Raw genomic sequence first — 23,779 nt, forward strand, 5'->3', positions numbered from 1 at the left:
CGTCCGGCCAGGTTGACACGCCTTTTAAACCCCTTGTGCCAAACGGCCCGAGGAGCTCGTTCAAAAATGTCCTCTGTAGGCTGTGGTTTGCCTTGGCATCATGGGTCTTCTCCCAAAAGCACCTTCAGATACATGCGGGCACTGTTTTCCACGGTATAAGGCGCCGCAGCCTGCCGCAGGCGCCCTTTATCGGGGGGATGGTCCAGCACGTCAAGAATGGCGTGGGCCATGGCCTCGGGATCCCGCATGGGCACCAGCGGAGCCACGGCCCCGTCCTGCAGGATTTCCCGCGGGCCGCTGGGACAATCAGTGGCCACCACGGGTGTGCCCAGGGCCAGAGCTTCGGTCAAGGCGTTGGGGGATCCTTCCCAAATGGACGACAACACAAAGACAGCAGCCCTCTTGAGGTACGGATACGGATTGGGAACGAACCCCGCCAGAAAGACGTCTTGAGCGATGCCCAGGTGCCGAGCCAAAGCTTCAAGGCTTCGGCGTTGGGATCCCTCCCCAAGAAGGATGAGTCGGCACGGCCTTACAGTGCGAACCCTCTGAAAGGCACGCAGCAGCGTGGGAAAATCCTTTTGGGTGGTCAGCCGGCCCATGCCGATCAGCAAGGGCGTGTTCCCATCGTCAACCCAGGGATGTCCGAGCGGCTGCTGCGCCTGCAGGATCAGGTCTGGCGTGATCACTGGATTGGGAATAACGACCACGGAATCTAGAGGGCGGCCCACGAGCTCTTGAAGGTCCCGGGCCACCCCTTTGGAAACGGCGACGACGGCATCGGCTTTGGGGTAAAGATACCGAATGGGCAGAGCCCACGCCGCCTTGTGCCATCGAGGTTTGTGTGCCGTGGCTGCAGAGATGGTCGTTCCCAGGCGCAAGACCACGCGGGTAGGCGTTCGAGCCAGGGCCCGAGCCAGGACGGCCACTTGGTTTGCCCGGTCCTTGGCGGCAAGAAGGGCGGCCGGGCGCGTCTTTCTGAGGTAAAGCGCCAGTCGAGGAAGGCTTTGAAGCGTATGCTTCACCCCCAGAGACTGCAATGGGACCGACAAGGCGTCGTTTTGAAGGTATCGGCTTCGGGTCTTGACGGCCACAATCTCCACGGAGCCGTACAGTGGCTGCAATCCTTTTGCCAGATGAAGCATCATGCGCTCCACGCCGCCTTGGCCGGAAAAATTCAAAAAAAGCGCCAGAGGAGGTTTCATGAGCATGAACTTTTTCCTTACGATGTGCTCGAAAGGGAAGCGCCATACCCAAGGAGCTGCAAATAGGCATCGGTGGCAGACGGAACATGATAACGGGACACAGCAGTCATGAGCTCTTCTTTCTCAGGCGGCTCAGCCAGCACGCGGGCCATGGCCTCGGCCAATTGATTCCAGGATTTGACGGGAACCAAAGGGCCGTAGCGTCCATGATGCAGAATTTCCCGCGGACCGCTGGGACAGTCGGTGGAAACCACGGGGATGCCCAAGGCCATGGCTTCCATGAGCACTACGGGAAGGCCTTCACAGGTGGAGGAGAGCACGAAAAGGCGCGACTTCGCCATATACGCGTAAGGATTGTGCACAAAGCCAGGAAACCACACGCGATCGGCGATGCCCAACTCGTGGGCGAGCTTTTCCAGGGCCTGGCGCTTCTTGCCTTTGCCCAGAATCACCAATCGGCATTCCGTATGATGGCTGAGAGCCGCAAAGGCGCGCACTAGCGTGGCAAAGTCTTTGCGTTCGCACAATTCTCCCGCGCCGAGGATCACCGGAGGCGCATCGGGAGCAAACCACGGATGATGAATGGGCTCACGCCCCAGGGTGTGAATGATGTCGGAAACCACCGGTGAAGGCAGCACGCGAACAAAGCCCGGCGGAAAAGAGGCGATGGTGTGCAGGTCTTCGGCCGCCCCGTGAGAAGGCACCGCCACGGCGTGCGCTCTGGCGTAGAGGTGTCGAATACTCCAATACTGCATCGTGCGATGCACCAGGCCGCGGTTTTCAAGATTTTTGGACACCGTGGTGCCCAAGCGCACAACGACCCGTCCTTGGTAACCAGCCATGGCTGCGGCCATGAGCGCCGTTCGGTTCACGCGGTCCTTGTCGCACAAAAGGGCATCGGGGCGTTCAGTGCGCAAATAATGGGCCAGCTTAAAAAGACTGGACTGAACATGGCGGGTTCCCAGCGAAACGACCCGAACCCTTGTAGGGACACGGTCGAGGTATGGTCCATGGCCGTGTACATGCAGAAGATCCACGCGGACAGGCCGTTTAGCCAATGCAGCGATAAAGTTTTTCATAATGCGGTCCACACCGCTGTGGCCTGACGTGGCCAAAAAGAGGGCGAGCCGCCATGGGGAACGGGTGGTTTCGTTCACGGGCTTCGCTCCTCTTTGCCAAAGCCGTCCTGCGGCGCCCACGGCGTCTCCCATGGCTCTTGTGGCAGCAGCCCGAAGGCCCGAAGATGTTCGTGGGTGCTGGCTGCGAGGGTATAGCGGGCGACGGCTTCTTTGAGAAAAGACGGCGGTGGTGGATTCTCCAAAACCTCCAGCATGGCCTGGGCCATGGCGTGCGGGTCGCCGCAGGGCACAAGGCAGCCGTAGCGGCCGTCTTGCAAAATCTCGCGCGGGCCGCTGGGGCAGTCCGTGGCCACCACGGGGGTGCCCATGGCCAAGGCTTCTGTCAGCACATTGGGTGAACCTTCCCACAAGGACGAGAGGACAAAAAGATGGGCGTGGGCGAGATAGCCGTATGGGTTTTCCACGAAGCCCGGGAAATCCGTCCATGGGGCAGTGTTCAGGGATCGGCTGAGTGTCATCAATTTTTCCTTAAGGTGCCCCTGGCCGAGAATGAGAAGCCGAGCTGGTCTTTTGTGCACCACGATGGCAAAGGCGCGAAGCAGTGTGGGAAAATCCTTGGCTTTGCGCAGTCCTCCCATGCCCACCACAATGGGGATGTCTGGAGACCCGGTGTAAAAAGGATGTGACGGCCGTGGCGGTGTTTTCGACAGCATGTCCTGTGTCACCACGGGATTGGGCACCACATGGATTTTTTCGGCAGGGACCTTGAGAAGGCGGCAAATATCTTGGGCGACACCTCGCGAGACGGCAAGGATGCCGTCTGCCTGAGGAAAGAGGCGGCGAAGGGGCCGCAGACGCCACCAGCCTACGAGTTTGGAGCGGTGGTCGTAGCGGGCCGAAAGGGTTGTTCCGACCCGAAAGAAGACTCGAGTGTTCGTGCTGGCCAGGCGCACGGCTTTCAACACTTCCAGGTCGCTTCGTTTTCCGGAAAGCATGACGTCCGGTGCGTTCTCGGCCACATAGCGGGCAAGGCTCATCGTTCGATCTTTCCGCGAACTTTCATCGATAGCGATGCGCCGGACTGAAAAAGGAAGCCGGTCCAAATAGGGAGCCGTCTTCGTGCGTGTGATGAAATCCACAGCGCAGCCCTGTTCACTCAAGCCTCGAGCCAGATGCACCAACATCTTGTCGTTGCCGCCGTCTCCAGCCGAAAAGGTCACTATTCCAATGCGGCAAGGCCGGCAAGAAGGGTTCCGACTCATGGGCCCGATTCCTTCCCATCGTCGTACAGGTGCATCCACAGGGGTTTGGCCGCGATGACGCCGGCGAGAAAGTTCCAAAAGAAACGCCAATCGGGATGCAGACTGCGAAAGTCAAACAAGGCCCACAGAAAGAGGTAGATGAGTGCAGCCGATGAAAAGAGCCCCAGAGGCGTGCTCAACCCCCCTTGCTTCCACGTGCGCCGCACGCCCAAGAACAGGGATCCGTACATCCAGAGCCATAGGAGGCCGCCGACAATGCCGTAATGAAAAAGAACTTCCAAGTGGGTGCTGTGCAGGTGATCCCACCACTGCATTTCCCCTTTCCAGTTGGGAGCTTTGAGGGTCTCTCGCCCGCTTTCCTGAATGAACCGCTTGGATATGGCCGGCCCGCCGCCCCATAAAGGTCTTGCGCGAATGCCTTCCCACGCGAATCGATAGAGGTGGGCGCGGTAGCCCGTGGAATCATGGGCCGGCTGAGAAAAATCAAAGGAATGCAATTGCAGGAAGGTGTCCTTTTCCTCTTTCCACCTTTTTTCTAACAAGGGCCAATTCACGACCGTGATGATGGCAAGGAACACCCAAAAAATGAGGATGCTTCTTTTGAGAGATTTGGACGGCCTCTGTGAGGCATCCGCGGTTTTGGTCAGGAACATGACCGCCGTCAGCATGAGCGCGGTGGCTCCCAGAGCCAAAAAGACGCCCCGCGACTGGGTAAAAAAAAGGGATTGGCCGAGCGCCAGAAGGAGTGCGGCCCAGAGGGCGATCCAAAGCCATCGGAAACGGTGCGCTTGAAAAAAAGACGGCGCAAAACACACGACCGCCCAGAGAAAGGTTCCTGCGTACAGTCCAAAAGCCACGATGCGCAGGTGAAAACCCGTGCGCATGCCCTGGTAGGCGCTTTCCAAGGTCTGCAGGTCCATCGCTCGCAGCATTCCCAGAACCAACCCCGCCAAGGCGACGCCCAACAAACGGCGGCACACCAGCTCATCCCATCGGCACCACCAGGCCACCACGGGAAAGAGCAACAGCCTGGCCCATCCCCAGAAACCGTCCGCATGATAGGCGGCCCATTCCGGTCTCTGCCATGCCGCTACGGCGGTTCGGCACACCATGTAGCCCAGAAGCGAAGCCCATGGAAGAAAAAGCCACCGCGCTCGATGAAAGCCGTTGGAAGGCGCTTTGACAAGGTAAAGTGTCACCAGGATCCACAAGGCCACCGTGGCTGCTGCGGTGCTTAGCAACGCCGTAAAGGCGAAGAAGTAAAGGGCCGCGGCGGCGGCTTTGTCCAACGCATCAGAATGGCGTAACCTTGACAGCCTCGTCGTATGCATGGATCGTTTTTCCACACCGTGGTCACTCACGTGCGTTCCCGCTTTTGCCTCCAGTGCTTGGGACCTTTTCTCAGCCGATGGAGCATATTGGGCAAGGCACTATAGCCGATTTTCAGATCGGGGCGCCACAGGCTTTCCTCGTTTTCGTTCAAGAGCACCTGCTGAAGAAGGCGCGCGCGGTTTTCCCAGCTGAACCGAGCGGCGTCTTTTTTGGCTTGGGTGGCCATGCGCTGCGCTTCGTGAGGATGTTGCTGAAGAAACCGTACGCTGTCGATCCACGCCCTTTCATCGTCGGGCGGAACACAAAGGCCGTTTTTTCCGTGCTGAATGATTTCTTGAATGGGTTCCAGGTCGCTGACGAGGATGGGCCTTCCCGCCGCCATGGCTTCAAAGAGCTTCATGGGGCTGATGGATCCCGCATGGGCGAGGGACCTTTGATAGGGCATTGCCAGGATATCCGCTTGTTCCAGATAGAGGGGAACCTTGTGGTGCGGCACAAAGGGCACGACTTGAAGGCGATCCGTGCGTGGGCGGTCTTCCAGAATGCCGACCACAGTCACGCGACAACCGGCCTGCACCGCGAGGTTTTCCAGAATGCCGAGGCCCCGGTCTCGGCTGATGCGCCCGAGATACATGACATGAGGGTGTTGCACACCGGAAGGGTTCCATGGCGCGATGTTTTCAAACAGGGAGAGATCCGCGCCGCACGGACAGACATGAACGCATGCCGATGGCACGCCGCGGTCCACAAGGCGGCGCGCCGCGGCATGACTGATGGGAAAAAAATGGCGAACAAAGCCCTTGGCATGGGCGGCCACAAGCCGGTCCAGAATGCCGTGGCGGCCTAAGGCATCCATGTCATGCACTTCAAAGCTGTGGGGAATGCCGTGGTGGATGAGCGCCAGGCTGAGATCAGCCGATCGCGTATAGACCGCACGGGACTGCCGCAGCGTCTTTCCATGCCTCCAGAAAAAAGGAGCAAAGCCGAAGGGCTTCCACAGGGACCGCAGGCCGATATGGGCTTGAATGTCCAGAGACCGCGTCACACCGAGATGCGCCAGAATGTCTTTAAGGTGAAGTTTTCCTTTCCATGGCGGCAGGTGCAAGGCCACGCGGACACCGATGCGAACGAGGCCCTCCACCGTTTTTACGGTCTGAATGACATTGGCTCGACCCCGATGCAGGCGCGCTCTGGACAGGTACACCATGCTGGGAGGGTTCTCCGTGGACTTGCGGTTGGGGGCCATCCTCATGAAGCCTCAAGGATTTCTCGGTAAACGGCGACATTGCCCTGCACCATGGCTTGAAGTGAAAACTTGGCTTCCACCAGATGCCGCCCGGCCGTGCCCATGCGCCGAGCTTCTTCCGGGGACTGAAGCATCCGGAGGATGGCCGAAAGGAGTTCCCTTTCGTTTGCAGGGTCGATCAAAAGGCCATTGATGCCGTGATGCACGATTTCGGGAATGCCGCCGGCTCGACCAGCCACGATGGGCACGCCGGCGGCGGCCGCCTCCAAAAGGCACACACCCAGACCTTCCATGGTGGCTGGATGGACCAAAAGATCCAGGCAGGGAAAAATGCGATCCATGTCCTCACGAAAACCCAAAAAATGCACGTGCTCAAAAACTTTCCTGAACTGAACGCGTCGGCGCAGGGCTTTCATCAAAGGTCCCTGGCCGAAGAAGCAAAAATGCGCCGCAGGATATCGTCCCGTGACGTCGGGGGCCACATCAATCAGTCGCGCATGCCCTTTGCGGGCAATGAGTTGGGCCACAGTGCCGATCAGGGTACTGTTTTGGGAAAGGCCGAAGTCTCGAAGCACCTTTTCTCGAGGGTACGGGTTGCCAAACCTTTCCGGTTCAATGCAGCTCTTGACAATGCGGATCTTTTCCGCCCTCACTCTCTGGGCGCGAAGAATCCGAGCAATGGCTTCGGAAATAGCGATGATGCGCCCAAAAAAGCCGTATTTCAAGCGGGCCAGGGCGGCGTTTTCCGGATTGTCCACGCGGCGCGTGACCACCGATGGAATGCGGCGACGCCAAGCCACCAATCCAGCCCACCAATCGGCCCCTCGCCGGCTGTGGGCGTGCACAAGGTGTGGCCTCCAGCGGTCCATGGCCGTCCACAAAATCCACGGCAGCCGTGGATCCAATTCTCCGGTGATTTTCAAGGGAACCACGGTGGCATAAGGGTCGGCGGCGCGGGCAATGGCACTCTCCGGCGGAGCGCACAAAATGTTTTCCACGCCTAGAGAGGCCAGTCCTCGAAGGAGCAACAAAACCTGATAGGCTCCACCATACAGATGGCGCCCTGTTTCCACGTGCAGCACGCGCAATGACTTAAAGGCCATGGCAGATGACGATTTCCTTCGGTCAGGGTTCATCGTTAAAGATGAAGTCAGTACAACGCGTTGGCATGTACCCTGTCTTCTCAGGCGTCCAGAAGCCGGCGCGCCCTGTTCATGATATCGTCTTCATGAATGGCCGCCATGCATGGATACGCATGGCCGCAGGTGGGGCGGCGGCGGCATGGGGAACAGGGCATGGATTTGTAGATTACCACGGCGTGGCGGGTGCGTGTGTGAATGTACGGGCATGTGGCGCCAAAAAGGGCGATGGTGGGTTTTTTGAGGGCGACGGCCATGTGGGTGAGCCCTGTGTCCACACCAATCACCAGACGCGCCCCTTGGATGACGGCCGCGCTTTCCAAAAGGGATGTCTTTCCGGCAAGATTCACCGCGGGCGCACAGCGCTGCGCCAGCTCCTGCCCTGCCCTGGCATCGTGCGCCCCCCCCAAAAGCACAGCGCGTAGGCCGAATTCGTGAAAAATTCTGTGGGCCAGGTTTACCCAGCGTTCAAAAATCCAGTGCTTTTGAGGCCGTGTGGTAAATGGGGCAAAAACCGCATAGGGTTGCGTGCCCACGGTTTGGGACACAAGGTGTATTGCTTCGAGGGTATCTTTTTCCGGAATGAAAATGCCTAAGGAAAATCCGTTCTGCAGGAATCCAAGGCTTCGCATCATGTGTTCGTATTCTGTGGCGATGGTGCGTGTGCGGGGTCCTTTGGAAAGGATTTCGGTCATGAGAAAGCGGCCAGGTTCCTTGGAGTCAAAGCCGATGCGTTGCGGTGCGCCACTGAGGGCGGCAAGGAACCGGCTTCTCAACAGTCCCTGCGCATCCAAGGCCTTGTCGAATTTCAGGTCTTTGAGCCTTCGGTGAAACTGGAAAACTTCCCGAACCAGAGCCGCCAGACGGTGCGATTTCAAGAGCTCTTTCCACCAGGATTTGGGCCAGACCAAAACGTGGTCCACGTGCGGCTGGGCTTGTAAAAAATCCGCCATGGACGGTTCCACGATCCATGCCACAAAGGCGCCCGTGCACGCCTTCTTGATGGCCGCGGCCATGGGTAAGGCCATGACCACATCGCCGATGGCGCTCGGCCGAATGATGAGAAAACGAGGAGACGCCTGCGACACCGAGGACCTCACCGGACAAGCCTTTCATAGAGTTCCTGGTATTGTCCCACGATACGCTCTTGGCAATACAACTCCTGCACCGTCCTTTGCCCGTTTTTGCCAAGATCCTTTTGCAGGACGGGGTCTTTCAGCACCTGAAGGAGAGCTTGCGCGAGGGCTAGAGGGTCGGCGACGGGTGCCAGAAGGCCGTTGTGGTTTTCCGTGACGAGCTCTACTGCCCCCAGCGTTCTTGTGGACACCACCGGCACACCGTGGCTCCAGGCTTCCAGAATTACGTTGCCCAGGGGTTCGTGACGCGATGGGCACACGAAAACGTCGCTCATTTGAAAAAAAGGCGACGGTTCATCGTGCCAACCGATCCAGCGAACGCGAGCACCCAGTCCCAGGACGTCACTGTGTTTCTGCAGGGCTTCTTTTTCCGGACCGTCTCCGGCGATGACCAACACCGTGGGCCGTGCGGAATGGTTTTGGCACAGCACGGAAAAAGCGGACAGAAGATCGTCGAATCCTTTCTTGGCCACAAAACGTCCCAGAGAAAACACGATTTGAGCTTCTTTGGGGATGTGCCACTGAAGGCGCAACTGCGCCAGGTCTTCGGCAGGAAGCGGCGTGGGTAAGGGAACAAAATTCGGTATGTGGAAAACCCGATGGGATGGGAGCCCTTGGCGCACCAGGTAGTCGCAAATGCCTTTGGTATTACCCACCCAAGCATGAGCATGCGTGTAGTAGCCCGGAATCTTGTAGTAGCCTCCCAAGCGGGCGACGTGCACGGAGGAGCAAGACCGAGGCATTCGAGTGAGGCGTGTGGCGCGGCCCATATAGGTTTGCACCACGGCGTAGGCGCTGCGGCCGATCAAAGCTCGAAGCTTCAGGGCCGAAAACAGATCCCATCCATTGCGCATGGCCACGTAATGGAGCGAAACCGAAGGATGCAAGAATCGAGGCACCGGACTTTTGGGGCGCACCACCACGGCCGTTTTTTCGTGCCGTGCCGCTAAAGCGTTCACCAACCGAATGAAAAACCGTTCTGCGCCCCCCAGCCCTGGACTTCCGAGAATGTGTAAGGACGAAAGGGTCATGGACTGACCAGTTTCCACCCTCCGTTGACCACTTGAACGATCACCAGGGAATCCACGTCCAAACCGTTGTGGTCTTGGGCACTGAGGTTAAAGATGCCGCTGATCCCTACATAGCCTCGAGTTTGCTCAATGGCCGCGCGCAGTGCCGTGCGGTCCGTGCCTGCCTGGCGCATGGCGTTAGCCAGAATCATGATGGCGTCCCAAGCATAGCCGCTGTGCGTGTTGATGGGGTATTGGCGATCGTAATGGTACACGTCCTTGTACAAGCTGATAAATTCCTGAATGACCGCTTTTTGGGGATCGGCGTCGGGAAGCTGCCCCGCCACCATGAGTTTCGTCGAAGGCATGTAGGTGCCTTCGGCGGCCGATCCGGCCAGTTCCACATACTTGGGATCGGGTTGGCCGTGACATTGAAACAGGGGGATGGAAATCCCCAGCTGTTTGACGTTCTTGGCCACGCGGGCTCCAGCCGGCCCGATGGTCCAGCAGATGATCGCATCCGCTGCGCTGGCCTTGATTTTGACGAGCTGAGTGGTCATGTCCGCATCATTCACATCAAAGGCTTCATTGGCCACAATCTGTATGTGGTGTTCCGGTGCCAGTCGGATGAGCCATTCCAGACCGTCCTTGCCAAACCCGTCTGTGGCGGTGATGAGGGCCACTTTGGTCCAGCCTCTGGCTTTGAGAAAGGCATAGACCTTGGTGACGGCCGTGGAGGTGCGTTGAGGGGTCTTGAAGGTCCAGGTGAAGGGGCCGTATTTGCCGCCGGCAATCACCGGATCGCCTCCAATGGTCATGATCACGGGAATCTGTTCCTTTTCGGTGTAGGCTTTGACGGCCATACCGGTTCCCGTGCGGGTCGGACCGATGAGGGCCGTCACCTGGTCCTTTTCCACGAGCCGCTTGGCCACCAGAAGGGCTCTGGTGGGATCCCCTTCCGTATCGCCGATGACCAATTCCAAAGGTCGCCCGTTGATTCCGCCTTCCTTGTTGATCTTGTCGACCACCATTTCAGCTACAAGCTTGGTGGGGGTGCCGATGGAGGACGCCGGGCCCGAGAGGTCAAAAAAGGCTCCGATCTTGATGGGATCCGCTGATGAGGCGGGTGAAAATCCCAAAAGGAGTGCGACCAAAACGGACGCCGCCGCGCTGAGGGGACTGCGCAATTTTGTCTGCTGTTTCATGGCAACCTCCTTGTGGCGTAGGCGGTATGATGGATGGCACTACCAAGGGCTCATAGCACCATGCGCCGCGTGCACAGCGGCCCCAAATCACCATCCTTTCTGAGCACCGACCGTGGCGGCCGACTTCCTGGTTCAGTCTTCCGCAATGCGATGGTCAAAGACACGTTTACTTTTTCGATCCGTTCGCGGCAAAGAGCCGTAGTCCACCACGTCCACGATGCATCGCACCAGGATGTGCCGGCGGATTTCGGAAGCAATCAGTTCCTTGAGCGCCGCATCTTGCTTTGCGGGTCTTCCCGCGGCCCGCTCCACCTTGAGGTTCATCTGGTCTCGGCCGTCTTCCCGACGGTGCAGGTGCACTTGGTATTCACTGCCCACTCCCGGGATTTGGGACAGCACATGGTCAATCTGTCCGGGGTAGATGTTCACGGCGCGAAAGGTGAACATGTCGTCGGAGCGGCCCAGAATATGGTCATGGCGCGGCAATGGGTTGCCGCACGGGCACGGTTCCGGAATGAGCCGCGTGAGATCCCGCGTGCGATAGCGAATCAAGGGGGCGGCTTCCTTGCGCAGTGTCGTGACCACCATCTCACCCAATGCTCCCGGAGCCACCGGCTCCAGGGTTTCCGGATCGAGAATTTCCAAAATGTAATAGTCGGCCCAATAGTGAATGCCTTGATGCGCGGTGCATTCCAGGCCTGTGCCCGGGCCGTAGAGTTCTGTCAGGCCGGGAATATCAAACATGTGTTCCACGCCCGTGATGGCCTGAATGCGTCGGCGCATGCTGGAGCTGTGGCGTTCGGCGCCGAAAATGATCTTCTTAAGGGCGATCTGGTCTCGAAGCCCGCGGCGTTCGATCTCTTCGGCCATGAGAAGGGCCATGGACGCGGTGGCGCAAAAGACGGTGGACTGAAGATCCACAAGCATTTGGCAGTGGATTTCCGTGTTGGCCGGGCCTACCGGGACGGCCATGGCACCAAACCGTTCACAACCCAACTGAAAACCCACACCTGCAGTCCAAAGCCCATAGCCCACGGCGATCTGCACCCGATCTTGACGTGTCAAGCCGGCCATTTCAAAACAGCGGGCAAACATGGTGGCCCAATCGTCGATGTCTTTTTGCGTATAGGACAGCACCTTGCGTTTGCCTGTGGTCCCCGAGGAAGCGTGGATGCGCACGATCTTTTCAAAGGGCACCGCCCGCAACGGAAACGGGTAACCCGCTTGCAGATCATCGGCCGTGGTGAATGGCAGGCGCCGCAGATCGTCCAAGGAGCGTATTTGATCGGGCGTTACCTTGGCGGCGTCCAGCCGTTGCCGATAGAAGGCCGAATGGTGGTACGCATGCTGCACGGTCCACTGCAACCCTTGAAGCTGCAGCTTTTCCAAGTCTTCCAGGCTGGAACGCACCGGCATAAAACTCACGGTCATGGAACGAGCTCCTTTCATGGCTCTATTTTTTCTCTAAAAACGGTCTTGTATGTCAATCCTTCCTGAGGGAGCCTTTCAGGGGCAACGTCCACAACGCGGACTCCCAGGCCCAGCTCCCTTCGAAGGCGGCTGCGGAGCCGTTCCAACCGCGCAGCCTTGCTTTCGTTGGAGAAGACTTTGAACACCGTCCATACTTCCAGACTGTCCCCCAAACCGAACCGAGTCCACACCACCAGGCGAAAATCCTGGATATCCGGCTCCGTGTCGCGCACAAGGCGTTCCACTCGGTGAGGGCTGACGGGAATGCCGCGAACACTCACGCGATGATCCGTGCGGCGAAGCACGGACGAGAGGCGCACGGTGTCCTGACCGCAAGGGCACGGTGACGGGTCCAGGGTCACCACGTCTCCCGTGCGATAGCGAAGGAGCGGGTAAGCTTCCGCAGACAGGGTGGTGATGACCAATTCCCCTTCGGCGCCCGGCGGCACGGGCGCACCCGTGACGGGATGCACCACTTCCACCAAAAAGTGTTCTTCCGCCACGTGCAATCCTCGTTGGGCGGGACATTCTCCGGCAAGGCCCGGTTCCACCATTTCCGAGACACCGTAGATGTTGTAGACGGGGAGGCCCAGTTGGCTTCGAAGCCGTTGCCGCAAAATTTCAGGCACGGCGTCTGGTCCCAGCACCATAAGTTTCAGGGAAAGATCGTGGGATTCACGGCCCTGGCTGTGCTCTTCACGCAACGTGTCCAAAAGATGCAGGGCAAAGGACGGTGTAGTGGCCAGCACCGTGGAGCGAAAATCGCGCATGATTTGCAACTGCAACCGGGCGGACACGGTGGCCGAAGGCGCGACGGTGGCGCCCAGAGCTTCAGCGGCCTGGTTAAAGGTCATGGCGCCGGGAAACAGGCTATAGTTGAACGCTACTTGCACAATGTCCCGTTCATGAATCCCCAAGCCGGCAAACAGCCGAACCATCAGGGACTGCCAAAGGGCCGCGTCTCGGCGGGTGAATCCGACGACGATGGGACGCCCGTCTCGACTCGTGGCGATTTTCAACCGCACCACATCTCTCAAAGGCACGGCAAAGAGGCCGTAAGGGTAGTGGTCTGCCAAGTCCTCGCTGGTGGTAAACGGAAGGCTTTGAAAGGCGTCATCGGTTGTCACATCTTCGGGAACAAGACCCAAAGCGTCCATGCGGGCCCGGTAAAAGTCCACGTGAAAGTAGGCGCGGTTCAGGGTCATCTGCAACCGTTCCCGCTGCACCTGGTGCCGTTTTTCCCTGTTCCAATCGCCCTGCTCCATGGCCTGCCCGTGCCCTCTCAATCTTACCTCTCCCACTTATACTGGTAATCCCGCCCTAAATACGCCCGCCGCACTTCCTCGTGTTCTCGAAGCTCTTCCGCCGTCCCCTCCAAAAGAATGCGCCCCGTTTCCATCACATAACCCCTCTGGCAGACCTCCAGGGCCTGCATGGCGTTTTGCTCCACCAGCAAAACCGTGGTGCCGGCCTCATGCAACCTGTGCAATGTGGCATATATTTCTTCAACGATCAAAGGGGCAAGTCCAAGGGACGGTTCGTCCAGCATCAGGAGCTTGGGACGGGCCATGAGGGCCCGTGCCATGGAAAGCATCTGTTGTTCGCCGCCGCTGAGGGAGCCTGCCTTTTGGAACCGGCGTTGGGCCAATATGGGAAAGAGATCAAACATTTTGGGCAGATCGTGCGCGATGCTTTTCGAGCCGTGAATGTAGCCGCCCAGTTCCAGATTTTCCAAAACCGTGAGATTGGGAAAGAGTTGTCGAGCTTCCGGGACATGCACCAGACCGCAGCGCACAATCTGCTCCGGAGCCACCCCATGGATCGGCTTGCCGTCAAAGAACACTGCGCCTTCACTGGGTCGAAGCACACCGCTGATGACCTTCAACAGGGTGCTCTTTCCCGCTCCGTTGGCCCCCAGCAAACAGACCATTTCCCCCGCGTCCATGTGCAAGCTGACGCGCCTTAGCACCGGCAAAGGACCGTAGTGAGCGGAAACCTGGACCACTGTCAGCATAAGGTGCTTTTCCCGCGGATTATGGGTGAGGCCCCGCGCGGCGCCGCCCCAAGTATGCCTCGATGACCCTCGGGTCCTTTTGAATCGCCGTGGGATGCCCCTGCGCCAGGACACGTCCGTGGTGCAGCACCACCACGCGCGTGGCGTAGGCCATGACGATGTTCATGTCGTGTTCCACCAAGACCATGCCCATGCCGGCCTGTTGGTGGGTGGCGATCCAATCCATAAGGGTTCGACTTTCATTGGGTGAGCATCCTCCCACGGGCTCATCCAGCAACAGCACGGCCGGTTCCATGGCCAAGGCGCGAAGGATTTCCAGAAGCTTTTGTTGAAAAAGCGAAAGGCAGGCCGCCGGTTCATGGGCTAAGGAGGCAAGAGGGGTTTCGTTCAAAAGCTCCATCGCCCGTCGCTGCAGTTCTTTCTCTTCCCGTCGCTCGCAGTGCGTATGCGCCATGGCCTTGAAGAATCCGGATCGGCCCAAACGATGCATGCCCACCATGAGGTTTTCCAGAACCGTGAGATGCTCAAACATTTGCACCGCTTGAAAAGTGCGGCCCACGCCGGCGCAGGCCACTTCGTCCGCCCGCTTGCGGCTCACGTGTACATCGCGCACCGCCACGGCCCCTTCCGTCAAGGGCACCAGGCCGGAGATGGCGTTCAGAAGCGTTGTCTTGCCGGCGCCGTTGGGTCCGATGACCGCCAAGATTTCCCCCGCATGCACGGAAAACGAAACGTGCGCCAGGGCCTGAAGCCCGCCGAACTGCACAGAAAGGCCCTCCACTCGAAGAACGGGCGTGTCGCTGAAATCTTTGGATTTTGAAGCGTCCGGTGCCTGGGTTCGCAGCTTCACAGCCCGAAGCCCCCAAGATTGCATCCCAAAGTCCGGCTTTGGGCGTCTCTCATTTCTTGGGCTGCAAAGGTCGCCCTGAGGACGCGCTGGTGCACAACCCCATGGGCGCCGCACGACACTCAAAGCGGCGGGAAGCAAACCCTGGGGAAAGAAAACAAGAGAAAGGGTCAGAAGCAGGCCGTAGACGAGGACCTGAAAGTCTTCCATAGCATGAAGGAGTTCCCGCAAAGAGGTGAAGATCACCGTGCCTGCCAATCCTCCCCACAGACTGCCCGGACCGCCCACCACCACCATGGTGATCACTTGAACGGAATAAAAAATATCGAAGGTGCTCGGGCTGATGAACGTCATATAATGGGCATAGGCAAAGCCTGCCAAGCCCGCAAGCACCGCGCTCAGGGCAAACACCTGTACCTTGTACCGGGACGTCGGCACACCCAGGGTTCGGGCTGTGAGTTCCTTGTCGTGAATGGTTTTTAGGGCGCGTCCGATTCGCGAGTCTTCCAGGTTGAGCACGCCGGCAAAGATCGCAAGGAAAACCGACCAAGCAAAGAAGAAGAATCGTCGGTCCGTGTCCAGAGCCCATGGGCCCAGGTGCATAACCGGAATGACGGAAAGGCCGGAAGGGCCTCCCGTCAGCGGTTCCATGTGATTGAGGCAGATGCTGAAGATGATGTTGAAGCCCAGAGTGGCCATGACGAGGTAATGACCTTCCAGCCGAAGGGTCGGAACGGCCAGAGCAACGCCAAAGAGAGCCGTGACCACCACGGCGACAGCCAACCCGGCCCACAAGGGCCAGCTCAACTGCGTCGTCACGATGGCACTGCTGTAGGCTCCCAGTCCAAAGAAGGCGCCGTGGCCGAGAGAAATTTGGCCGGCAGAGCCGATGAGGAGATTCAGTCCCAGCACCACCATGGCGTTCAAGGCCATGATATTGAAGAGAACAAGAAAATAATCGTTGGGCACTAAAAGGGCTGTCAAAGCCAGAAGGGCGGCGAGCCCCAGAAGGGGTTTCCAGGCCTTGGGGATAAACGGAATCGGGCGCATACAGGTTAAAGCCTTCGAACCCGTTCACTGCCGAACAATCCGGCAGGCCTGACAAACAAGACGGCCAAAAGGATAACGAAAGCAAAAGCGTCCTTGTATGCGGAAGACAGGAATCCGGCGCCGAAAGCTTCCAACAGCCCCAGGAGATACCCTCCAAAGACGGCGCCCATAACACTGCCGTAGCCGCCGAGAATGGCCGCGGAAAAGCCTTTGAGTCCGAGTATCAGACCGCCGCTGTAGTTCATACTGGTTAAGGGTGCGATCAAAATGCCGGCCAAGGCGCCCATGGATCCGGCCATGGCAAAGGCAAGGGCTGTGACCTTGGAGACGGAAATGCCGATCAGAACGGCTCCGTAAGGGTTGTCGGCCGCGGCCCGCATGGCTTTGCCCAGAAGTGTATGGCGATAAAAGGCGTAGAGCAGCCCCAGAATCAGGATGGAAAGGCCGATAATCCAGAGTACTTGAGGCACCACAGCGGCGGAACCCAAGATGATAGGCGTTTCCTTTCCCAGGGAAGGCAAGGCATGGACGTTCTTGCCCCAGACCAACATGCCGGCGCCTCGAACACTGATGGAAACGCCGACGGTAATCATCACGAGCACCAGCACATTGCGATGGCGGGCGTGTCGCAAAGGGCCCCTGTCCAGGGCCAGGCCGCACAGAGCCCCGAAAAGGACGGCGCCCACGAGTGCCGCAGCCATGGGCAGGGCAAGTTTTTTCAAAAGGGTTACGGCCATGAGCGCGCCGAGCATGACGAAATCGCCCTGAGCGAAATTAACAATGCCGGTGGCGTTCTGGACCATGCAAAACCCCAAGGCGATCAAGGCGTAGATGCTGCCGTGGGTCAGTCCCGACACCACAAACTGCGGCATTTGTTCGAAAAGGGTCCCATCCATGGTCGGGCTACGCTCTTTGCAAAATTCTCATAGGCCGACATTTTTCCATGGCGAAAACTTTTCAGCCGCCCCGACACGTGAACGCCGCCTGTGCTCCGGCTTCCAGGGCCTGAAGGCTCAAAGCCGCCCTTTTGCCCGTCGACTGAGCCAGCACGGTTTTGACATCCTCGATGGTGCAAAAAAGGGCGCCTTTGGCCACCGCAAAGCCCAAAAGAACCACATTGGCCGCCACAGGGTTTCCGAGCTTTTTGGCCAAGCCCACGGCATTGATGTCGCCGAAAGCTTTGGGCTGCGGGCGATGGCAAAACAGGGCCCCATCCGGCCGAAGCAGGTATCCGTGAGCTGCCAGACCTTCTTCGTGCAGGGCTAAAAGCACATCGGCGCACCCGGGGCGAATGAGGGGGCTTGTCAGGAGTGATGTCGTCAGGGGGTCCATAGTGAGGGGCGTCTCAGGGTTCGTGCGGGCATACACTTTGAGGTGGCTGATGACATGGCCACCCCTTTGGGCCATGCCATGGGTTTCGGAAACCAACACCGAAAAATCCTTGCGCAGGGCCGCCTCCGCCAGGAGTTGGGTGACGAAAAGCACGCCCTGTCCACCGAGGCCGCTCACGGCGATTTGTTGCTGTTGCATGAGGTTCGTCCTTGTTTTCCTGTCATCACACGTCAGCCGGCGCCCAGGCAATGGCTTGGTGAGGGCACACGTGCACACAGACACCGCATCCGGCGCAGATGTTCTCGTCAATGGAAACCGCTTCCTTTTCCCCGTGAAAGATCAGTGCCGGGCATTCAAAATACTTGAGGCAGAAACCGCACCCTTCGCATCTGTCGGTGACCATGGGGCGTGGCGCCGAAGATGGGCGGCCTTCCTGGCGCGCGTGGGCCATAAGGCAGGGACACCGCGCAATGACCACGGCCATGCCGCCGTTTTCCGAATCTTGGCAATGGGCCTTGGCCGCCTGCAACAGTTCGGTAAAGCCGGCAAGATCGTAGGGGTCGCCCACGCTCACATGCTTCACACCGCAGGCCTTGGCCAAGGCTTCCAAGGAAACGGCGGGCACCGTGATGCCATCCACCGTGATGCCGGCGGCCGGAGTGGGCTGATGGCCCGTCATGGCGGTGGTGCCGTTGTCCAGAATGATGACGGGAAATCGACACCCTTGAGAAACGGCGTTGATGAGAGCGGGAATGCCCGCGTGATAGAATGTGGAATCGCCGATGGCGGCCACCACGTGCCGGGTGTTTTGACCCGCCTGTCGATAGGCGTGGTAAAAGCCGGCGGCTTGACTGATGGAGGCGCCCATGCATAACACGGTATCCACGGCGCCCAAGTTCAGGCCCAGGGTGTAGCAGCCGATGTCGCCGGCATAGATGCCTTTGGGAAACACTTTGCGAATGGCAAAAAAGGCGGCTCGATGCCCGCATCCGGCACACAGCGTGGGCCGCCGCGCCAAAGCCGAAGGTGGCGTGGGCGCGGCGGTGGGAAGATGCAGAAATCGCCGCAGAATGTTTTCGACGATTTCCGGCAGCAATTCGCCTTCTTTAGGAACGTGCCCGCTCAGACGCCCTTTGACCTTGTTTCGGTCCCGAATCTGCCCTTCAATCACCGGCTGTGTCTCTTCCAGAACGAGAATTTCTTGTGCGATGTCCAGAACTTCGGTGCAAAAGTTTTCCGAAAGCGGATAAGGCATGGGCACCTGATAAATGGGAATGTGTTTCCAGAGGTTCAAGGCGTGAAGGATTTCCACCGCATGAGCGCACGCGGCACCGGAGGTGACCAGGACTTTGGCATGTCTTTTCGGCGTTTGAAGTTCGGTGGGATCGTTCAGAGCGGCGGCATTGAGAAGCCGGGGTTGCCAGAAAGGGTCACGGGAGATTGTTTCCAGTTTTTCATTGAGTTTCTGATGAAGAAGATAACGAAACTTGGGCGTGGCCGCCCATCGAGCGGGATCCTTTTCAAAGACCGGCTGAACCACACCTTTGGAAAAGGCCCGCACAGCCATGTCCTGTCGAGCGTGGCAGACGCGGGTCGTGGGACGAAGAATGACGGGGATTTCATACTTTTCGGAAAGGGCGTAGGCCGGAGCGATCCAGTCGCGGGCTTGGGATGGCAGAGCCGGGTCCAGCACCGGCAATTTGGCGAACATGGCAAATTGCCGCGTGTCCTGTTCCGTTTGGGAACTATGAGGTCCAGGATCATCCGCCACGATGAGAAGAAAACCTCCCTTGACGCCGGTGTAGGCGGCGCTCATCACCGGGTCCGCGGCCACATTTAAGCCCACCTGTTTCATGGCGGCGGCGGATCGCCTTCCCATGTAACTGTTGGCTAAAGCCGTTTCGACCGCCACCTTTTCATTGATGGACCATTCCAAGTGGCAGGACAGTCCGTGCTGTTTCTTGAGCTGGATCAAGGTGGTCATGATTTCCGAGGCGGGTGTTCCGGGATAAGACGTCGCCATGGAGCAGCCGGCTTCCAGAAGCCCATGGGCTATGGCTTCATTACCCAACAGTATTTTTCTTTCGACCACGAACAACTCCCGTCTTTCCATGTTCGAAGGGACAAAAAACCAAAGGCCGTGAACGGGCGCGCCGTCCACGGCCTAGAGAAGCGTCATTTACGGCCCCAGGGTGGACGGTTCACACGCCTGCTTTTCCACCACCACCAGCCGCTTTTATGGTCAAAGATGGGTTTCCCGCTCATCATTGTCGTCCGGGCGCCTTTTTTTGGATCCTTCCCTTATCAAAGCGGTTCGTTTGTAGCAAAAGACATCCTTTAGGGTCAAGAGATCCTCGTAAGGCTCGGCCCGTGACAAACGGCCATGGCGTGGCGAACAGGTCATAAGGGGTTCCTTGATCACGGCGATAGCCCTTTACGGTTCCAAGGATGTTGCGCAGAGGACCACGTGGTGTTTTGACACGAGCCAGGAGGTGCAGCGACATGGACGAGAAGGTCCGATCTTTTCTGATGGAAAAGGTCAACGAAGAACCTTACGCCCGCCATTTGGGTTTGCGGCTGGTGGCCATGGACACCGGCTACGCGCTGGTGGAAATGATCTTCGATGCCTCCAAACAAAATATCTTCGGTCTGGCCCACGGCGGTGCCGTGTTTTCACTGATCGACGAAGCTTTTGAAATCGCTTCCAATTCCCATGGCATTATGGCCGTAGCGCTCAATATGAACGTAACCTATATGGCGGCTCCACGCCTGGGAACCACCCTGCGGGCCGAAGCCATAGAAGTGCACCGCACCCTGCGAACGGCCAGTTACCAGATTCGCGTCACCGATCTTGACGGAACCCTCATCGCCATGTGTCAGGCTCTGGTTTACCGCAAAAAGGACAAGCCTTTGGCGGCCACCACCTCGCCGATGGCCAGGGAAGAGGTGGCTGCAGGAGAAGGGGCATTGAGCACATGAACCTGGCCGGCTTCGGCCATCACAACAAAATCATCCAGAAGCCTGCCCTCGGGACTCAGGGCCTGAGCGCGCACCCCGGCACTTCCCGGTGCCAGGTCCTGTGCCGTGACCTCCGGCACCAACCTCTGCAGGGCTTTCGCAAAGAGCTTTTTGGAATGGGATCGAACCATTTCCTCAAGTCCCGTTTTCCAATACTTACGGGCGAGCCGAATAAAGCCGGGGTAGGTCAAGGCCTCGAGGGTATCTCGAAGCCGCACGGTAGTGGGTGTGTAGCCTTCGCGAGCCCAAGCCAATATGGCGTTGGGCCCTGCTTCGATGCATCCGTCGATGCGCCGTGTGAAGTGGACTCCGAGGAAAGGAAATCTGGGGTCCGGCACGGGATAAATCAAGGATCGAACCAGGTGGCGGCGTGCTTCGCGAAGGCTGTAGTATTCCCCGCGGAACGGCACAATGCGGCCAGGGGGTGTGAAGCCGGCAAGGCGGGCGATGCGGTCGGCATGCAAGCCGGCGCAGTTGATGACAACCCGAGCGGAAAATTCGCCGTGAGGTGTGATCGCGACCGTCGCGCCCCGCTCCCGGCGCATGGCCATGACTGGCTGAGAAAAGAGGAGGCGGCCGCCTCGAGACTCCACGATCTGGGCAAGCTTTTGGGCGACCTGACGGAAATCCACAATGCCAGTGGTGGGCACCCATAGGGCCTGCACGCAGTGGACATGGGGTTCGATGTTTCGAGCTTCCGCGGGGGAAAGGACGGCGATGTCAGGCACGCCGTTGACGGTTCCGCGTCGCTGCAGTTCCTGCAGTCGTTCCACCTCTACCGCATTGGTGGCGGCCACGATTTTCCCGCAAATTTCAAAAGGGATGGACTGATCTCGGCAAAAATCCACCAGCGATTTGGCGCCTGCCACGCACAGAGACGCCTTCAAGGATCCAGGGCGGTAGTAAATGCCTGAATGAATGACGCCGCTGTTATGCCCCGTTTGGTGGGCTCCAGGCTGGTCTTCCTTTTCCAAAACCACCACGTTCAAAGACGGCCTGCGCTCCAAAAGTTGATAAACCGTTGCCAGACCCACAATGCCCGCACCGATGACGACCACATCCCATTTTCCCACGGTCACCTCCATGTGTTTCCAGGAAACGCCTCAGCTGTCGCTGTATCACCTTATGCGTTGGGGTCCAAGCATGGGTTAAAATAGCCGAACCGAAGATCGGGGAAACGGTCCCGAAGAATGTCCAGGATACGCCGAATGCCCATGGGTTTTCGAACGCACCTGAAGCCGATGGATTTCAAGATCCATTCAGGATCCGCATTGAAGTTTCGCATTTGAATCAGGTCCACCGGAGCCTTTTCCAACAAATCACACAAGGCCCGCACTTCTTCCGGGTCGTCGGTAAACCCCGGTAAGACAAAATAGTTTAGAGAAACAAAGAGCCCTCGGGATTTCATGAGGCGTATGGATCGCACCACATCGTCAAAACTGTAGCCTTTGGGTCGGTAGTAGGCGTGGTAAAAGGCCGGTCTCGCTGAATTGAGGCTTACCCGCAAACTGTCCAGCCCCGCATCGGCCAACCGGGCGATCACATCGGGAAGGCTGGCGTTACTGTTGCAGTGGATAGTCCCTCGTGAGGTTTCCCGGCGTATGTGTCGAATGGCGGCTTCCAAGGTAGGTCCTTGCAGCAGAGGCTCCCCTTCGCAGCCTTGCCCGAAACTCACCACGGCCCGAGGGGCCTTGAGGAGGTGAGGGACGGCGACTTCGGCGATTTCTTCCGCAGTGGGCACGAAACGGATCCTTTCTTGCGTGGCGCACAGGCCGGATTCTTCCTGAAGGCTGATGCAGCCTAAACATCGAGCGTTGCAAGAAGGGGATGTGGGAAGAGGGGCTTCCCAGCGGTCCATGAAAAGATTTCTGGCCGCCGGGCATCCATAGGTGAGGGCGCAACGACCCAGGTGCTGGACCAGACGGTTGGTGGGCGCGCGACGCAGGCGCCGACGAACGTTTCGTGCTATGGTTTCGGGGTCGAAATGCTTAAAATCCTGCCGAGGATCGGGATCGAGGCGCACGGCCGTGGTGACAAAGCCCCCTTGGAACCATCCCACGGCCGTGTAGGCAAAAAGCGGCAGAAGAGGAGCGTGGCGACGTGTCTTGTAAGCCGCCGTATAAAGTTGCGTGTGGGCCGGGGCCACAAAAGCCGCCACAGCATCCACGGTGTGTCGAGGATTGTAAGGGTCACTGCTGAGAACGTGGAACCTCTTTTTTTCTCGGTCATAGCCCACGGGAAAACGGCCCGGCAGTCGAAAAATTTCACTGCCTTCAGGCAGTGGAATGAGGTCCTCGGGCGACGGGCGCGAGAGGCGCCCGGCGCTGGATGCGGCCATCTCCAAATAGGGGTGTTCCAGAATGCGGCCGGAATGGTCGGCGTACAGCAACAGGGCACGGTGAGTGGCCATAACGGGCTGTGTTGCTCCTCAAGGATTTTTCAACAGGTCTTGAAAAGACAAAAATTTGGCTTTTCCCGACAAGCGGAGTTGTCGAAGGAGTTCATCAAGAAAGTCAAAGGCAAAGGATGTCATCCTTTGGTGATGAATCATGATGCCTGCGGGTGTGTCCTTGCTCAGAGCGGCACTCAGTTCCTGCACCAGGGCGGCGTAATCAGCGGCGCCGTCATGATGTTTTCGCGTGTGCAGGTCCACGGCAATGCGCAAGTTCCTTAGCTGGTTCGCGGGTTTTCCCGCTTTTGGCAAAGGATCGGTGGTGGATACCGCCTGGAATCCGAGCCGGACAAGCACTTCCAGGGTTGCAGCACTGCAGCGGTTCCACGGGGGAGTAAATACCGGAAGAAGCCGGTCGTGAAAAATATCCAGAAGCTTCATGTGGCCGTGCCAAATATCCCGCCACTGTTTCTCCAAGGGCCGTTGATCACCGAACTCGGACTTTTTTCCCGTTTTTTGCCAGTTCACATGGCGCCATCCGTGCTGATGCCACCCCCACAGGGTCTCATGCATAGGAGCGGACGCCAGAAGGCGCGTCATTCGTGCGTCGCTGAGCCAAGCCGGAACGACGGCCAGGGCCAGGGGTACCCCGTGTTCACGAAAGAGGGCACAGAGGGTATCAAAACTCTGGCCTGCCGCCCCGATGTCATCAGCGCGAAAAAAAACGCGGGCCTGATTCCTGGCGGAAAGCCGCTGCACCATGTCTTCGAGGTGTCGGCGCCATTTGGGCAAGGGAGCGTGCCAGAGCGGCGATGACACTCGGGGGTTTCGCAGGCGCCATCGCTGTTTTTCTTTGTCCATAGGTTTTGCCTTTCTTGACGCCGTCGCCAAAGCTCGGTAGGAGCTGTGTCTGAGAACACCTTCAACAGGAGCGGCGCAAGCCATGATTTTCTATCGCGCCTTGGAGCCGCTCCTACAGCCGCATGCCGAAAGGAAGCGGCGAAACCATCGTCGGACGAGCTTGCAAGGAGCGTGCATGAGC

General features: G+C 58.5%; 20 protein-coding genes. 1 reads left to right on the forward strand and 19 read right to left on the reverse strand.

Annotated features, from left to right (window positions below; all coding sequences use genetic code 11):
- Positions 1-98: 98 nt before the first annotated feature.
- The 16 genes from ACUVSA_RS02710 to ACUVSA_RS02785 all read right to left on the reverse strand — a co-directional run bounded on the left by ACUVSA_RS02710 (position 99) and on the right by ACUVSA_RS02785 (position 19,440).
- Complete coding sequence (locus ACUVSA_RS02710; RefSeq protein ID WP_445893690.1) at positions 99-1,211, reverse strand: glycosyltransferase; 1,113 nt, start codon at positions 1,209-1,211, stop codon at positions 99-101.
- Between the two features lie 11 nt (positions 1,212-1,222).
- Positions 1,223-2,362, reverse strand: a complete 1,140-nt coding sequence (locus ACUVSA_RS02715) for a glycosyltransferase (protein ID WP_445893691.1) — start codon at positions 2,360-2,362, stop codon at positions 1,223-1,225.
- Positions 2,359-3,546, reverse strand: a complete 1,188-nt coding sequence (locus tag ACUVSA_RS02720; protein ID WP_445893692.1) for a glycosyltransferase — start codon at positions 3,544-3,546, stop codon at positions 2,359-2,361. Before ACUVSA_RS02720 ends, ACUVSA_RS02715 begins: the two co-directional genes overlap by 4 nt.
- Positions 3,543-4,877 carry an O-antigen ligase family protein gene (locus tag ACUVSA_RS02725; RefSeq protein WP_445893693.1) on the reverse strand — a complete coding sequence of 445 codons (1,335 nt, stop codon included), beginning with the start codon at positions 4,875-4,877 and terminating at the stop codon, positions 3,543-3,545. Before ACUVSA_RS02725 ends, ACUVSA_RS02720 begins: the two co-directional genes overlap by 4 nt.
- Before the next feature lie 26 nt (positions 4,878-4,903).
- Entirely contained in the window at positions 4,904-6,130 is a 1,227-nt protein-coding gene (locus ACUVSA_RS02730) for a glycosyltransferase (protein ID WP_445893694.1), read from the reverse strand.
- Complete coding sequence (locus ACUVSA_RS02735) at positions 6,127-7,227, reverse strand: glycosyltransferase family 4 protein (RefSeq protein WP_445893695.1); 1,101 nt, start codon at positions 7,225-7,227, stop codon at positions 6,127-6,129. Before ACUVSA_RS02735 ends, ACUVSA_RS02730 begins: the two co-directional genes overlap by 4 nt.
- 80 nt (positions 7,228-7,307) lie before the next feature.
- Complete coding sequence (locus tag ACUVSA_RS02740) at positions 7,308-8,363, reverse strand: glycosyltransferase family 9 protein (RefSeq protein WP_445893696.1); 1,056 nt, start codon at positions 8,361-8,363, stop codon at positions 7,308-7,310.
- A complete protein-coding gene (locus ACUVSA_RS02745) occupies positions 8,360-9,430 on the reverse strand; it encodes a glycosyltransferase (protein WP_445893697.1) in 1,071 nt (356 codons plus the stop codon). Before ACUVSA_RS02745 ends, ACUVSA_RS02740 begins: the two co-directional genes overlap by 4 nt.
- Positions 9,427-10,614: an ABC transporter substrate-binding protein gene (locus ACUVSA_RS02750; protein ID WP_445893698.1), complete on the reverse strand. Its 1,188-nt coding sequence runs from the start codon at positions 10,612-10,614 to the stop codon at positions 9,427-9,429. Before ACUVSA_RS02750 ends, ACUVSA_RS02745 begins: the two co-directional genes overlap by 4 nt.
- A 132-nt stretch (positions 10,615-10,746) precedes the next feature.
- Positions 10,747-12,045: a phenylacetate--CoA ligase family protein gene (locus ACUVSA_RS02755; RefSeq protein WP_445893699.1), complete on the reverse strand. Its 1,299-nt coding sequence runs from the start codon at positions 12,043-12,045 to the stop codon at positions 10,747-10,749.
- A 14-nt stretch (positions 12,046-12,059) separates the two neighbouring features.
- Positions 12,060-13,349 carry a phenylacetate--CoA ligase family protein gene (locus ACUVSA_RS02760; protein WP_445893700.1) on the reverse strand — a complete coding sequence of 430 codons (1,290 nt, stop codon included), beginning with the start codon at positions 13,347-13,349 and terminating at the stop codon, positions 12,060-12,062.
- Positions 13,350-13,372: 23 nt separating this feature from the next.
- Entirely contained in the window at positions 13,373-14,098 is a 726-nt protein-coding gene (locus tag ACUVSA_RS02765; protein WP_445893701.1) for an ABC transporter ATP-binding protein, read from the reverse strand.
- A gap of 19 nt (positions 14,099-14,117) precedes the next feature.
- Positions 14,118-15,995: a branched-chain amino acid ABC transporter ATP-binding protein/permease gene (locus ACUVSA_RS02770; RefSeq protein ID WP_445893702.1), complete on the reverse strand. Its 1,878-nt coding sequence runs from the start codon at positions 15,993-15,995 to the stop codon at positions 14,118-14,120.
- Positions 15,996-16,000: 5 nt separating this feature from the next.
- Positions 16,001-16,891: a branched-chain amino acid ABC transporter permease gene (locus ACUVSA_RS02775; protein WP_445893703.1), complete on the reverse strand. Its 891-nt coding sequence runs from the start codon at positions 16,889-16,891 to the stop codon at positions 16,001-16,003.
- Positions 16,892-16,952: 61 nt separating this feature from the next.
- Positions 16,953-17,525, reverse strand: coding sequence for a 2-oxoacid:acceptor oxidoreductase family protein (locus ACUVSA_RS02780; RefSeq protein WP_445890903.1), 573 nt, complete (start codon positions 17,523-17,525; stop codon positions 16,953-16,955).
- Positions 17,526-17,550: 25 nt separating this feature from the next.
- Positions 17,551-19,440: a thiamine pyrophosphate-dependent enzyme gene (locus ACUVSA_RS02785; RefSeq protein ID WP_445893704.1), complete on the reverse strand. Its 1,890-nt coding sequence runs from the start codon at positions 19,438-19,440 to the stop codon at positions 17,551-17,553.
- A 389-nt stretch (positions 19,441-19,829) separates the two neighbouring features.
- On the opposite strand from ACUVSA_RS02785, the gene ACUVSA_RS02790 reads away from it, so the two are divergent.
- Positions 19,830-20,306 carry a PaaI family thioesterase gene (locus ACUVSA_RS02790; RefSeq protein ID WP_445890905.1) on the forward strand — a complete coding sequence of 159 codons (477 nt, stop codon included), beginning with the start codon at positions 19,830-19,832 and terminating at the stop codon, positions 20,304-20,306.
- On the opposite strand, the gene lhgO is transcribed toward ACUVSA_RS02790, so the two are convergent.
- From lhgO to ACUVSA_RS02805, 3 genes are read right to left on the reverse strand one after another with little or no spacing between them, the layout of a single operon-like run.
- The gene (gene lhgO / locus ACUVSA_RS02795; protein WP_445893705.1) at positions 20,216-21,430 is read right to left on the reverse strand and encodes an L-2-hydroxyglutarate oxidase; all 1,215 of its coding nucleotides are present in this window, start codon (positions 21,428-21,430) and stop codon (positions 20,216-20,218) included. The two genes, ACUVSA_RS02790 and lhgO, sit on opposite strands and share 91 nt — an antisense overlap.
- Before the next feature lie 38 nt (positions 21,431-21,468).
- Positions 21,469-22,755: a radical SAM protein gene (locus ACUVSA_RS02800; RefSeq protein ID WP_445893706.1), complete on the reverse strand. Its 1,287-nt coding sequence runs from the start codon at positions 22,753-22,755 to the stop codon at positions 21,469-21,471.
- Between the two features lie 18 nt (positions 22,756-22,773).
- Positions 22,774-23,598, reverse strand: coding sequence for a polysaccharide deacetylase family protein (locus ACUVSA_RS02805; RefSeq protein ID WP_445893707.1), 825 nt, complete (start codon positions 23,596-23,598; stop codon positions 22,774-22,776).
- Between the last annotated feature and the right edge of the window lie 181 nt (positions 23,599-23,779).

The organism is Desulfosoma sp. (assembly GCF_052743555.1).

What these genes read in the sequence shown, in the direction of transcription:
- ACUVSA_RS02710 (WP_445893690.1), bottom strand. Translation starts at nt 1,211, where the DNA reads ATGCTCATGAAACCTCCTCTGGCGCTTTTTTTGAATTTTTCCGGCCAA.
- ACUVSA_RS02720 (WP_445893692.1), bottom strand. Translation starts at nt 3,546, where the DNA reads ATGAGTCGGAACCCTTCTTGCCGGCCTTGCCGCATTGGAATAGTGACC.
- ACUVSA_RS02725 (WP_445893693.1), bottom strand. Translation starts at nt 4,877, where the DNA reads ATGCATACGACGAGGCTGTCAAGGTTACGCCATTCTGATGCGTTGGAC.
- ACUVSA_RS02730 (WP_445893694.1), bottom strand. Translation starts at nt 6,130, where the DNA reads ATGAGGATGGCCCCCAACCGCAAGTCCACGGAGAACCCTCCCAGCATG.
- ACUVSA_RS02735 (WP_445893695.1), bottom strand. Translation starts at nt 7,227, where the DNA reads ATGGCCTTTAAGTCATTGCGCGTGCTGCACGTGGAAACAGGGCGCCAT.
- ACUVSA_RS02745 (WP_445893697.1), bottom strand. Translation starts at nt 9,430, where the DNA reads ATGACCCTTTCGTCCTTACACATTCTCGGAAGTCCAGGGCTGGGGGGC.
- ACUVSA_RS02750 (WP_445893698.1), bottom strand. Translation starts at nt 10,614, where the DNA reads ATGAAACAGCAGACAAAATTGCGCAGTCCCCTCAGCGCGGCGGCGTCC.
- ACUVSA_RS02755 (WP_445893699.1), bottom strand. Translation starts at nt 12,045, where the DNA reads ATGACCGTGAGTTTTATGCCGGTGCGTTCCAGCCTGGAAGACTTGGAA.
- ACUVSA_RS02760 (WP_445893700.1), bottom strand. Translation starts at nt 13,349, where the DNA reads ATGGAGCAGGGCGATTGGAACAGGGAAAAACGGCACCAGGTGCAGCGG.
- ACUVSA_RS02765 (WP_445893701.1), bottom strand. Translation starts at nt 14,098, where the DNA reads ATGCTGACAGTGGTCCAGGTTTCCGCTCACTACGGTCCTTTGCCGGTG.
- ACUVSA_RS02770 (WP_445893702.1), bottom strand. Translation starts at nt 15,995, where the DNA reads ATGCGCCCGATTCCGTTTATCCCCAAGGCCTGGAAACCCCTTCTGGGG.
- ACUVSA_RS02775 (WP_445893703.1), bottom strand. Translation starts at nt 16,891, where the DNA reads ATGGATGGGACCCTTTTCGAACAAATGCCGCAGTTTGTGGTGTCGGGA.
- ACUVSA_RS02780 (WP_445890903.1), bottom strand. Translation starts at nt 17,525, where the DNA reads ATGCAACAGCAACAAATCGCCGTGAGCGGCCTCGGTGGACAGGGCGTG.
- ACUVSA_RS02785 (WP_445893704.1), bottom strand. Translation starts at nt 19,440, where the DNA reads ATGGAAAGACGGGAGTTGTTCGTGGTCGAAAGAAAAATACTGTTGGGT.
- ACUVSA_RS02790 (WP_445890905.1), top strand. Translation starts at nt 19,830, where the DNA reads ATGGACGAGAAGGTCCGATCTTTTCTGATGGAAAAGGTCAACGAAGAA.
- lhgO (WP_445893705.1), bottom strand. Translation starts at nt 21,430, where the DNA reads ATGGAGGTGACCGTGGGAAAATGGGATGTGGTCGTCATCGGTGCGGGC.
- ACUVSA_RS02800 (WP_445893706.1), bottom strand. Translation starts at nt 22,755, where the DNA reads ATGGCCACTCACCGTGCCCTGTTGCTGTACGCCGACCATTCCGGCCGC.
- ACUVSA_RS02805 (WP_445893707.1), bottom strand. Translation starts at nt 23,598, where the DNA reads ATGGACAAAGAAAAACAGCGATGGCGCCTGCGAAACCCCCGAGTGTCA.